The sequence below is a fragment of the Gardnerella nova genome (assembly GCF_049244055.1).
Classification (GTDB): Bacteria; Actinomycetota; Actinomycetes; order Actinomycetales; family Bifidobacteriaceae; genus Bifidobacterium; species Bifidobacterium vaginale_H.
This window is the reverse complement of the sequence record NZ_CP058369.1, coordinates 813393-825130: the sequence shown is the minus strand read 5'-3', so window position 1 is coordinate 825130 and position 11738 is coordinate 813393. Positions and strand designations below refer to the sequence as shown.

Sequence of the window (11738 nt, the reverse complement as noted above, 5' to 3'; positions counted from 1 at the left end):
GAAAATTATGGACGAATTAATTGAAGCGATTGCAGCAAAGCAGAATCCTAGCGTTGTGGGATTAGATCCTAAGCCTGGGATTGTGCCTGCGGAAATTATTAACGGTCTTGCAGACGAAGTTTTGCAAGAAGTAGACGGTGAAGATGCGCTGCCAACGCTTTTAGCTACGGCTTATTTTGAGTTTAATCGCGCGATTATTGACGCGGTTGCAGATATTGTGCCTGCTGTAAAGCCACAAATCGCAATGTATGAAGCTCTAGGTTCCGCCGGAATGGACACGTACGCAATGACTTGCGAATACGCAAAATCGCAAGGATTACTTGTAATTGGAGACGCTAAGCGCGGAGATATTGGTTCCACAGCAAGCCAGTATGCGGCTCATTTAAGCGGTTTTGCTAATCTTTCCGCATATTTTGACGATGAAACCACTAATGGTAACGCATTGTCTCAATCTCTTAAAAATCTTCTAAAAAGCTCTAATAATCTGGACGTTTGGCACGAAGATTCGCTTACTGTCAACCCTTATATGGGTTCGGACGGCGTGAAGCCTTTTATTGACGAAGCGGTTGCGCACGATAAAAGTATTTTTGTGCTGCTTCGCACGTCAAATCCGTCTAGTAAGGAGCTTCAGGAGCTTATTTTGCAAGACGGTAGACCAGTTTACGAGCATATGGCGGATTTGATTGAAGGTTGGGGTGCGTCAAGCGTTGGCAAGCGCGGCTACTCCAGGGTAGGAGCTGTTGTTGGCGCCACGCATCCGGAAGAAGGCAAGCGTTTGCGAGAGTTGATGCCGCACACTTTCTTCCTGGTTCCAGGTTACGGCGCTCAAGGTGGCACCGCCGGCGATGTTGCTGGAATGTTTGACGTGAATGGTGATGGTGCTATTGTGAACTCTTCTCGCGGAATTATTGGAGCGTGGCGTAAGTCGGAAGGTTACGTTAACAATCAAGGAAAACTTCAACTTGAAGATGTGCTTGAGATTGTGCGCGAATCTGCGGCTGAATCGGCGCGAAATATGCGCGACGATTTGCGCCAGGCCGTCTATCGCTAAACAGGCCGTGTATAGATAAAAATGTATAACTAAAAAGTAAAACTGAACACAACTAAAATTAAAACCAAAACGCAACGGTACAACACATACAAGGGCAGGGGAAACCACATGAGTGATGGCATGTTTATTCCAACGCGAAAAGCTTCGGGAAACGCCATAATTACGTTACGTGACAACGCTTTCGATTCTTATGGGTCGTGTGCGTCGAACGAAAGTGACGATGCGAAATACTCGCGTCTTTGGGGGCGCAGGGCTGTAGAAGTGCTTAATAACGAAAAGCTTGACGAAGGCGTGTACCGTTTAACTTTGCGAGATTCTGAGATTGCTCATCATGCTAAACCTGCGCAATTCGTGAATTTATATTCGCCAGACGCAACTGCCATGCTTCCTCGTCCTTTTGGCGTGGCAAGCGTCGAGGGGGATGCGTTTACGCTGATTTTTGCTGTGATTGGTAAAGGTACCGCTGAGTTTGCGAAGCTTAAGCCGGGGGACACTGTGGATGCGCTTGGACCTTTGGGATTGGGCTTTACTATTGATCAGCCTGCGCATTATGTGTTGGTTAGCGGCGGTTTGGGTGTGCCGCCCATTATGTGTGCGGCTCAGGCTTTGAGTGAGCGTAAGGATTCTAGCGTAACGGCAGTGCTCGGCTACCGTAGCAAGCGTTTTGCAGACGACTTAATGAAAGAATATATTTCAGACGTACACAGTATTACGAACGCTGAAGGTACTGTTATTACGCTTCTTGACGAGCTTGAAAGAGTTAAGCATTTTAATTTTGACGACGATTTGCCAACGGTTATTTTGTCTTGTGGGCCTTTGCCTATGATGAAAGCTGTGGCTCATTGGGCGCATGAGCGTGGCGTGCAATGTCAGCTGAGCCTTGAGGCGCGTATGGGATGCGGTTATGGAACTTGTGTTGCTTGCGTGGTTGACACTTTGGAAGGCAGACTGAAAGTTTGCAATGACGGTCCTGTTTTTGATGCGAATCGTTTGGGTTGGGAGTAAAAAATATGAGTGCTGTAAATAATTCTGTAAATAATTCTGTAAATAACGAAAATTCTGCGACAATTTCCGCAACAAATTCCGCAACAAATTCCGCAACAAATTCCGCTGAAACTTTCGGTTTCGATACAAGTCACGTATGGAAGCACTCAACTCAAGTTGCGGGCGTTAAGTGGAAAAATATGGTTGGTACTGCTTCCGGAACTTTCCAGCTCGCAGCCTGCCGTCGCTTTTACGATGTGAGTCAGCTCGGCGCAATCTGCACAAAAGGCGTGTCTCCGGTACCGTGGGAGGGTAATCCTTCTCCGCGTACGGCAGAATCGCCTTCTGGCATGGTAAACGCAGTAGGTTTGCAAAATCCGGGCGTCGACCACTATTTAGTAGACGAGTTGCCAAAACTTAAGTCCATGGGAGCGCTTGTTATTACTAATGTTGCAGGCCACAGTGACGACGATTATGCGCAAGTTGTGGAAAAGCTCGCTGATTCTCCTGCGGACATGCTTGAAATTAACGTAAGCTGCCCGAACGTAACTCACGGCGGAATGAGCGTTGGCACGGATCCGGTGGCATTACATCGTTTAATTACGCGTCTTCGCGCAATGACTGATAAGCCAATGATCGTAAAAATGACGCCAAATGTGACGGATATTGTGTCGATTTGCAAAGCTGCTGTTGACGCTGGAGCGGACGCTTTAAGCATGATTAACACGCTGGTTGGTTTGCGAATTGATATTCGAACTGGCGAGCCGATTATTGCAAACCGCACGGGCGGCGTTTCCGGCCCTGCTATTTTCCCGATTGGACTTGGATTCGTGTGGAGAGTTCGCCAGGCTATGCCAGATATTCCGATTATTGGCATTGGTGGCATTGATTCTGGCGAAAAAGCGCTTGAATACTTGTATGCTGGCGCGAATGCTGTAGAAGTTGGTGCTGCCGCTTTGGTGGACCCTACTGCTCCGATTCGAATTGCGCGCGAGCTTGACGATTTGCTTGATTCGCGTCCGAAACTTGCGTCTTTGCTTGCTGAAGGCAAAACTTGGCGCTGAAATTAACTTGGCGCTGAAATTAAGAAAGTAATCGTATTTAGAAAGTATTTAAGAAAGTATTTAAAAAAATATTTTATGAAAGAGAGCTAATTATGGCAGAATTAGACGAGCGTTTTACTAAGTTTTTGCTCGATTCAGGTGCGCTTAAATTTGGTGACTTTACGCTGAAATCTGGTCGCAAATCACCTTATTTTATTAACGCTGGCGCTTTTGACGACGGCATGAAAATCGCTAGCTTGGGCGCATACTACGCTCAGCGCGTAATTGCAGGAATTGAAGAAGGCAAACTTCCGAAAAATATCGACACTGTTTTCGGCCCTGCTTATAAGGGCATTCCGCTGGCAGTTTCTACGGCAATGGCTTTGACGAATAATTACAATATGCCAGTCGGATTTACTTTCGACCGCAAAGAGCGCAAAGATCACGGCGACGGCGGAATTATGGTTGGAAAGCCGCTAAAAGACGGTATGAAAGTGCTACTTGTTGATGACGTTATGACTGCTGGAACTGCAGTGCGTGAAACTTTGCCGAAGCTTAAAGCGGAAGCAAATGTGGAAGTTGTTGGCTTGATTTTGGCAGTAGATAGAATGGAGCGCACAAAAGACAGCGAGCTTTCAGCAGTAAAAGCAGTCGAGCAAGAATTTGGATTCCCAGTTTTGCCGATTGCAAACGTGCGCGAAATTTTTGCAGCAGCACAAAAACTCACTAATAGTGACGGAACTGCTGTTATGGACGAGAACTTAGCTTCGCGCGCTGCAGATTACCTGCGTACATACGGTGCGTAAACGTCCTCTACAATTTCGGAACCAAACGGCCATAGCGCAAGTTTTGCCATTTTGAAAGCTTGTATGCCAAATGGTATGCCAACAATTGTGCAGCAGCAAATAAATCCCGAAATTACGTAGCCCAAGGCAAGCATTGGCCCAATTAAAAGAACAATCCACAGCAAGTTCCAAATTGTGCTAACGCCGCCTCTATTGATAACACGCTTTCCAAACGGTGTTAGCGTGAGGCTTGCCATTTTGAAAGCTTGGATGCCAAATGGTATGCCAACAATGCTTATGCAAAGTAACAATCCTATAAAAAACCAGCTTGCGGCAAGGAGAAGACCACCAAATAACAGCCACACAATATTCCCAAAAAGTCTCATACTATGAGTATATAATCTCGCTGATATTGGTGCATGAGTGCATAAGTTGATGCTGTGTGGCATAATAAGCAAGGTTTATTTCTTAGCTGCGTAAATTGCAGCTATATTAGCGAAAGAAACGGGTAACTCGTGGCACAGACTACCAATGATATTAAGAATGGATCGGTTTTGAACCTTGACGGTCAGCTTTGGACCGTCGTTAAGTTCCAGCATGTGAAGCCAGGCAAGGGTCCTGCTTTCGTGCGCACCACCATTAAGAACGTGCTCTCGGGCAAGATTGTCGACAAGACTTTTAACGCCGGCATGAAGATGGAGTTCGAGACCGTTGATAACCGCACGTTACAGTATTCCTACGAAGATGGCGACAACTTCGTTTTCATGGATATGACCACTTACGATCAGGTTTATATTCCTAAGGTTTTGGTTGGCGACCAGAGCAAGTATTTGCTTGAAGGCACCGACTGCATTGTAAGCTTCCATGACGGCACTCCTTTGAGCGTTGAGCTTCCAGCTTCCGTAATTTTGACTATTACGCACACTGAGCCAGGCTTGCAGGGCAACCGTGCTAATGCTGGTACTAAGCCTGCAACCGTGGAAACCGGTGCTGAGATTCAGGTTCCACTCTTCGTGGGTGAAGGCGAAAAGGTGAAGGTCGACACTCGTGACGGCTCTTACCTTGGTCGTGAAAACTAAAGAAGTAGTTATCTAATTAAATTAACTATTTATTTCTAAATAATTTTTATAGTGTGACCCGGTGGCGATTATTCGTCGCTGGGTCGCGCGATTTTATGCTAAATTTATTGTAATTTTTAATACTTTGTGCAGAAGGGCGTTATTATGGCACGTTCCACCGCTCGTAAAAGGGCTTTGAATACGCTGTATGAGGCGGATGAAAAGAATCAGAATATTCTTTCTTTGCTTGAGGAGCGCGTTAAAGAGCCTGGTGCTCAAACGCCGCTTCCAGAATACGCTATTGAGATTGTTCGAGGCGTTGGTGAGCGACGCAATAGGATTGATAAGACGCTGAATCGCTATTCAACCGGCTGGAAAGTCGGAAGAATGGCTGTTATTGACCGCAATATTTTGCGAATTGCAGTTTGGGAAATTCTGCTTAACGAGGAAATTCCAGACAAGGTTGCAATCGATGAAGCAATTGCGTTGGCCAAAGTGTATAGCGACGATGACGCTATTGCGTTTATTCACGGCTTGCTAAGCGCTATTGTGGCAGACAAAGACGCGTGCTTAGCAAAGTTTAATGGCGAATCCTCTCCTGAAGACGCTGCTGCGGAAGACGCTGCTGCAGAAGACGCTGGCGACGCGGCTACTGACGCTGCTGCTGCCGACGATGCTGTTGCTGACGACACTGCTGCTTCTGAGTAATAAGCTTTGCAGTTGTGCTATGCAGCTATTACGCTAAACCAAGCCCTCCAAATGTGAGATAGTTTTCTCGCGTTTGGAGCGCTTCGGCAGGTCGTCAGCGCAAATCCCGGAGAAAAATCTCCGGAGAATGTTCCAAAAATTCACTGAAACAACAACATTTTCCGGAGAAAAATCTCCCGCAAATGTTCCACAAAAGCGATAATTCCTTTACAGCGTTGTACAGAAAATAACGAAATCTCGCCAAAAAGTGACAGTGACTTTACAAGCATGTAAAGAAAAAATCAGAATCTTGCGGAAAAGCGATTAAAACTTTACGCGAGTGTAAAGAAAAAATCGAAATCAAGACAAAAAACGACAAAAACTTTACAGCCGCGTAAAGGAAATGTCGAAATCTCGCCAGAAAGCGATTAAAACTTTACAGTCGCGTAAAGGAATAATCGCGCGCTAAATCGCAGCGCTCAAGCAGGTCGTCGCGCGGCGCGTCGTCCGTCCGCCAACCTGAGTAGACTTGCCACGAATATCCTAAAGCCATAAGGGGGTCAAGGTGGATTATTGCAACACCTTCGCCGGATTCGGCAGTGATGATGCAGTATTGGTATTGGAGGATGGTCAGGTTTACGTTGGTAAGCCTTTTGGTGCGCAAGGTTCTACGCGCGCTGAGATTGTGTTCTCCACGGGCATGACTGGTTATCAAGAAACATTAACTGATCCAAGTTATGATCAACAAATCGTAGTTCAAACATTCCCACACATAGGTAATACGGGAATGAATCACGAAGATCCAGAATCCGCTCGTATTTGGGTTGCAGGCTACGTGGTTAAGGAGCCAAGCCCAATAGTTAGCAATTGGCGAGCTGAAGGTTCCTTGGAAGACGATTTACAAAAGCAAGGTATCGTTGGCATTAGTGGTATTGATACTCGAAAGCTGGTACGTCATTTACGCTCGGTAGGCGTTATGCGTGCCGGCATTTTTTCTAATAAGGCCCTGGTTGATTCGTCAACCGGGGCTTTTCGTACCGTCGCTTCGTTTGTTGACGAAATTAAGCAGACTCCGCAAATGCAGGGCTTGCGTTTAACGGATGAAGTCAGTACTCAAGAAACGTACACGGTTGAGCCTTGCGGTGATTTTGAAGGAAAAGATCCGCTTTACACGGTTGTAGCAGTCGACTTTGGTATTAAATCCATGACGCCTCACCGTTTGGCAGAGCGCGGCTGCCGCGTACACGTCGTAAGCTCCTCAATAAGCTTTGAATCTCTGCAAGCACTTAATGCTGACGGCGTATTCTTCTCAAACGGACCGGGAGATCCTGGCCAAGCCAATCGTGAAGTCGAACTTTTGCGCAAAGTTTTGGACGCAGGCTACCCATTCTTTGGAATCTGCTTCGGAAATCAGTTACTTGGCCGCGCTCTCGGCTTTGGTACTTACAAACTAAAGTTTGGTCACCGCGGTATTAACCAGCCTGTAAAAGACGTTACAACCGGCAAAGTGGAAGTTACGGCTCATAATCATGGCTTCGCAGTGGATGCTCCTCTCGAAGGTCCTGTTCAATCTCCTTACGAAAACGGACACTTTGGTCGCGTAATGGTATCGCATATCGACTTGAACGACAACGTTGTAGAAGGCTTGCAATGCCTTGATATTCCAGCGTTTTCAGTGCAGTATCATCCGGAAGCTGCAGCAGGCCCGCACGACGCCTCCTACCTATTCGACCGCTTCGTGGAATTAATGCGCGAAAATCCTCGAAAAAGCAAGTAATACTCGAAAAAGCAAGTAAGATTTTAAGATTCACGGAAAGAGAAGTTTACTATGCCAAAACGTACTGATATTAAGTCGGTTATGGTAATTGGTTCCGGTCCTATTGTTATTGGTCAGGCTGCAGAATTTGATTATTCGGGAACGCAGGCTTGCCGAGTTCTTCGCGAAGAAGGTATTCGCGTAATCTTAGTCAACTCTAACCCGGCTACGATTATGACGGATCCGGAGCTTGCTGACGCAACTTATATTGAGCCAATCGACACCTCGATTTTGGAGCGCATTATTGCCAAGGAGCGTCCGGATGCGTTACTTCCAACGCTTGGTGGACAAACTGCGCTTAATGCGGCAATGGATTTGGGTCGCGCGGGAATCCTGGAAAAGTATAACGTTGAGCTTATTGGCGCTTCTTTGGAAGCAATCGACCGCGGCGAAGATCGCGAGCTTTTCAAAAAAGTCGTTGAAAAAGCTGGAGCTGAATCGGCAAAATCCTTTATTGCTCACTCAATTGAAGAAGTAGACAAAATTGTTGAAACTTTAGGATACCCGGTAGTAGTACGTCCAAGCTTTACTATGGGCGGCTTGGGTTCTGGTATTGCACACAACGAGGAGGAACTTCACCGCATTGCGGGGGCTGGTATTCACTATTCTCCAACAAACGAAGTGCTTATTGAAGAAGGCATTGAAGGCTGGAAGGAGTTTGAGCTTGAGCTTATGCGCGACGCAAAAGATAACGTCGTAGTTGTTTGCCCAATCGAAAACGTGGATCCTGTAGGCGTGCATACGGGCGATTCCATTACCGTAGCTCCTTGCTTTACGCTTACCGACCGTGAGTATCAGAAGATGCGCGATATTGGTATTGCGATTATTCGAGGCGTCGGCGTCGATACGGGTGGTTGCAATATTCAGTTCGCAATCAACCCTCAAACCGGACGCATCATCGTCATCGAAATGAACCCGCGCGTATCTCGTTCTTCCGCGCTCGCATCCAAAGCAACCGGCTTCCCAATTGCAAAAATCGCAACGAAACTTGCACTCGGCTACACTTTGGACGAAATTCAAAACGATATTACTCGCTCAACTCCAGCAAGCTTCGAGCCAACAATCGACTACGTTGTAACGAAGATTCCACGTTTCGCTTTCGAAAAGTTCCCTGGAGCAGACACCACGCTCACAACTTCCATGAAGTCGGTTGGTGAAGCAATGGCTTTGGCTGGAAACTTCCAGGAATCTCTTGGAAAAGCAATGCGCTCAATCGACAAGCGTCACGCATGCTTTAACTGGGATGGCGAGCGCCCAAACAAGGAAGAAGTTAATAAGCTTCTCGAAGAAATGCACACGCCAACGGAGCACCGCTACTTGCAAATTCAGCGCGCGCTATGGGGTGGGGCAACGCCTGAGCAGATTTTTGCCGCAACTAAAATCGACCCTTGGTTTGTGGAACAGCTGGCTCAAATTAACGAAACTGCGCTCGCGGTTCGTGAAGCTGAAACTTTAACTCCTAAGGTTTTGAAGCGTGCTAAGCTTGCTGGTCTTTCGGATGTGCAAATTGCACATTTGCGTAATCTTGGCGACGAAGGCGAAAACATGGTTCGTGAGCTTCGTTGGGCTTACGGTTTGCGCCCTGTTTATAAGACGGTTGATACTTGCGCAGCCGAGTTCGATGCGGCAACTCCGTACTACTATTCTTGCTACGCTGACGAAAGTGAGTTGAAGAAGCGCGATCGCGAAGCTGTGATTATTCTTGGCTCTGGCCCGAACCGAATCGGCCAGGGTATTGAGTTTGATTACACTTGCGTTCACGCTGTGCAGGAATTGGGTAAGGATTACGACACCATTATGGTGAATTGCAATCCTGAAACAGTTTCCACAGATTACGATATGTCTGACCGCCTTTACTTTGAGCCACTCACTTTCGAAGATGTGCTTGAAATTTATGAAGCGGAAAAGAAGCTTGGTCCGGTTAAGGGCGTGATTGTGCAGCTTGGCGGCCAAACGCCGCTTTCGCTTGCTGCTCGTCTTAAAGCTGCAGGTGTGCCAATTTTGGGAACTACTCCTGAGGCTATTGATTTGGCGGAAAACCGTGAGCTTTTTGGTGAGGTGCTTCGTCAAGAAGGCATGAACGCCCCTCGTTACGGCACGGCTTTGAGTCTTGAGGAAGCGAAGGATGCTGCTCACGCAATTGGTTACCCGGTTCTTGTGCGCCCAAGCTACGTGCTCGGCGGCCGCGGTATGGAAATCGTGTACGACGATGCTCAGCTTGCAAAATATGTTGAGCGCGCTTTGGATGAAGCTCGTGCGGATACGGTTGTTTCTGGCCGCTTGCCTTCGCCACTGTTGATTGATAAGTTCCTTCAGGACGCTATTGAAATCGACGTTGACGCACTTTACGACGGCAACGAGCTTTATATTGGCGGCATTATGGAGCATGTTGAGGAAGCTGGCGTGCACTCTGGTGACGCTGCTTGCACTCTTCCTCCAAGCACGCTTTCGGACGATCAAATTCGTCGCCTTCGCGAGGGTACGCTTTCGATTGCTCGCGGATGCTCTGTTCGCGGTCTTATTAACGTTCAGTACGCTTTTATGGCGAACACTTTGTACGTAATTGAAGCAAATCCTCGAGCTTCTCGTACTGTTCCGTTTGCTTCTAAGGCAACGGGCGTTGCTCTTGCTAAAGCGGCTGCTCGAATTATGGCTGGCGAAACAATCGCCCAGCAGCGTAAGCGCGGTCTTCTTCTTCCAAAGGGAGACGGTGGTGACATTCATCCAGGCCAGCAGGTTGCTATTAAAGCTTCTGTGCTGCCTTTCAAGCGTTTCCGCACTCCTGTTGGTCGCACGGTTGATATTTTGCTCGGCCCAGAGATGCGTTCAACCGGCGAAGTTATGGGCTTCGACCGCGACTTCCCGCACGCTTTTGCTAAGAGTCAGCTTGCAGCATACAAGGGCGGTTTGCCTACTAGCGGCAACGTTTTTGTGTCTGTAAGTGATGCAGATAAGAGGCAATTGCCGCTTCTTGCAGTGCGCTTAGTGGAGCTTGGTTTTACGATTTGGGCTACTGAAGGTACTGCTTCTGTGCTTCGTCGTTACGGAATTGATTCTGTGATTGTTGACAAGCTTTCTAGCCGCGGCGACACGGCGAAGGATGTAAGTCATCGCGGGGAAAGAATCGGTAAAAATGTTGTGGAGCTTATCGAGAATGGTAAGATTGATATGGTACTCAACACACCGAATTCGAGAGGGTCTCGTACGGATGGTTATGCTATTCGTGCAGCAGCCGTGGCTGCGGATCTTCCACAATTCACCACTATTACTGAGTTCGCACCAGTCTTAATGGCTATTGAAGCTGTTAAGAACAACGATTATCAGGTGATGAGCATTCAAGAGCATGCTCAGCAGCTGTTTGCAATTGAACGGGCTGAAAGACAAGAAAGTCGGGCGTGATACATGACCGAGAGCATTCGTGACCAGGAAGTACAGGCGCAACGATCTGATTTTGGTCTGCGTTTGAAGAACGCTATGGCCAAGTACGGCCCGCTGTGCGTTGGTATTGATCCTCATCGCAAAATGTTGCTGAACTGGGGATATAACATGGATGCTCTCGGTGCGGAATTGTTCTCTATGCGCATGTTGCAAGCTATGAATGGTAGGGCTGCGGCAGTTAAATTCCAGTCCAGCATGTTCGAGCGCTACGGTTCCAAAGGTTTCGCAGCTCTTGAGCGTGTACTGTATGCCGCTCGCCAAATGGATGTTATAACCATTGTTGACTGCGGTCACGGCGGTTTATCCACTACTATTTCTGCGCTTGCGGACGCGTATTTTAAGCCAGATTCCCCACTTCTTACTGATGCTATTACTTTGTTGCCATACTATGGTGCTCGTTCCATGGGCGGTTTGATTAACGAAGCGCTTAATAATGGTCGCGGTATTTTTATTGCGTCCCTTACTTCTAACCGGGAGGGTGCGAGCTTGCAGACTGCTATTCGTCAAAGTGGCATGTATCGCGGCACCACCGTTGCGCATGGAATTGCTTTAACAGCGCAAAGTTTTAACGATAAAACTAAGGGTATGGGTTCCGTTGGTTTGATTGTTGGCGCCACCATTGGTGACTGGATGAATGGTGGCGGTATTGACGTTGCTAGTTTCACTGGTCCGATTCTTTCGCCAGGATATGGTTGGCAGGGTGCGGAAGCGAACGACTTGAAGAGAGTATTTGCCGGTACTCATGGTAATGTGTTGGTAACTGTTTCGCGTTCTATTGCTTCACACGGTCCAGATATTGGTGAACTTTCTGCGGCAACTGAACGTATTGCATGGGATATTCGTCAAGCTTTGATTGACTCTGACGATCATGCGTGA

Annotated in this window: 10 protein-coding genes; 9 read left to right on the top strand and 1 reads right to left on the bottom strand. The window is 47.5% G+C overall.

Features of this window, described 5'->3' with window-relative positions; genetic code table 11:
* Positions 1-7 precede the first annotated feature (7 nt).
* The 4 genes from pyrF (HXT56_RS03405) to pyrE all read left to right on the top strand — a co-directional run bounded on the left by pyrF (HXT56_RS03405) (position 8) and on the right by pyrE (position 3884).
* On the top strand, positions 8-1051 hold the full coding sequence (pyrF, locus tag HXT56_RS03405; RefSeq protein ID WP_421778459.1) for an orotidine-5'-phosphate decarboxylase: 1044 nt from the start codon (positions 8-10) through the stop codon (positions 1049-1051).
* Positions 1052-1159: 108 nt separating this feature from the next.
* Positions 1160-2056 carry a dihydroorotate dehydrogenase electron transfer subunit gene (locus tag HXT56_RS03400; protein ID WP_421778458.1) on the top strand — a complete coding sequence of 299 codons (897 nt, stop codon included), beginning with the start codon at positions 1160-1162 and terminating at the stop codon, positions 2054-2056.
* A 5-nt stretch (positions 2057-2061) separates the two neighbouring features.
* Positions 2062-3099 carry a dihydroorotate dehydrogenase gene (locus HXT56_RS03395; protein ID WP_421778457.1) on the top strand — a complete coding sequence of 346 codons (1038 nt, stop codon included), beginning with the start codon at positions 2062-2064 and terminating at the stop codon, positions 3097-3099.
* A gap of 92 nt (positions 3100-3191) precedes the next feature.
* Positions 3192-3884 (top strand): orotate phosphoribosyltransferase, encoded by a 693-nt coding sequence (pyrE, locus tag HXT56_RS03390; RefSeq protein ID WP_421778456.1) that lies wholly within the window; start codon positions 3192-3194, stop codon positions 3882-3884.
* Here the strand turns inward: pyrE and HXT56_RS03385 are convergent.
* Positions 3860-4249 (bottom strand): YccF domain-containing protein, encoded by a 390-nt coding sequence (locus HXT56_RS03385; protein WP_421778454.1) that lies wholly within the window; start codon positions 4247-4249, stop codon positions 3860-3862. The genes pyrE and HXT56_RS03385 overlap by 25 nt on opposite strands.
* A 129-nt stretch (positions 4250-4378) precedes the next feature.
* Here HXT56_RS03385 and efp point away from each other — a divergent pair, with 129 nt between their 5' ends.
* The 5 genes from efp (at position 4379) to pyrF (HXT56_RS03360) (ending at position 11738) form a co-directional block, all read left to right on the top strand.
* Positions 4379-4942 (top strand): elongation factor P, encoded by a 564-nt coding sequence (gene efp, locus HXT56_RS03380; protein ID WP_116711852.1) that lies wholly within the window; start codon positions 4379-4381, stop codon positions 4940-4942.
* Positions 4943-5086: 144 nt separating this feature from the next.
* A complete protein-coding gene (gene nusB / locus HXT56_RS03375; protein ID WP_421778453.1) occupies positions 5087-5629 on the top strand; it encodes a transcription antitermination factor NusB in 543 nt (180 codons plus the stop codon).
* Positions 5630-6173: 544 nt separating this feature from the next.
* Entirely contained in the window at positions 6174-7385 is a 1212-nt protein-coding gene (carA, locus tag HXT56_RS03370; RefSeq protein ID WP_421778452.1) for a glutamine-hydrolyzing carbamoyl-phosphate synthase small subunit, read from the top strand.
* Positions 7386-7436: 51 nt separating this feature from the next.
* Positions 7437-10823, top strand: a complete 3387-nt coding sequence (gene carB, locus HXT56_RS03365) for a carbamoyl-phosphate synthase large subunit (RefSeq protein ID WP_421778451.1) — start codon at positions 7437-7439, stop codon at positions 10821-10823.
* 3 nt (positions 10824-10826) lie between these two features.
* On the top strand, positions 10827-11738 hold the full coding sequence (gene pyrF / locus HXT56_RS03360; RefSeq protein ID WP_250309496.1) for an orotidine-5'-phosphate decarboxylase: 912 nt from the start codon (positions 10827-10829) through the stop codon (positions 11736-11738).

Excerpts from the sequence above, each read along its gene's own strand:
- pyrF (WP_421778459.1), top strand. The coding sequence starts at position 8 with ATGGACGAATTAATTGAAGCGATTGCAGCAAAGCAGAATCCTAGCGTT.
- HXT56_RS03400 (WP_421778458.1), top strand. The coding sequence starts at position 1,160 with ATGAGTGATGGCATGTTTATTCCAACGCGAAAAGCTTCGGGAAACGCC.
- HXT56_RS03395 (WP_421778457.1), top strand. The coding sequence starts at position 2,062 with ATGAGTGCTGTAAATAATTCTGTAAATAATTCTGTAAATAACGAAAAT.
- pyrE (WP_421778456.1), top strand. The coding sequence starts at position 3,192 with ATGGCAGAATTAGACGAGCGTTTTACTAAGTTTTTGCTCGATTCAGGT.
- HXT56_RS03385 (WP_421778454.1), bottom strand. The coding sequence starts at position 4,249 with ATGAGACTTTTTGGGAATATTGTGTGGCTGTTATTTGGTGGTCTTCTC.
- nusB (WP_421778453.1), top strand. The coding sequence starts at position 5,087 with ATGGCACGTTCCACCGCTCGTAAAAGGGCTTTGAATACGCTGTATGAG.
- carB (WP_421778451.1), top strand. The coding sequence starts at position 7,437 with ATGCCAAAACGTACTGATATTAAGTCGGTTATGGTAATTGGTTCCGGT.
- pyrF (WP_250309496.1), top strand. The coding sequence starts at position 10,827 with ATGACCGAGAGCATTCGTGACCAGGAAGTACAGGCGCAACGATCTGAT.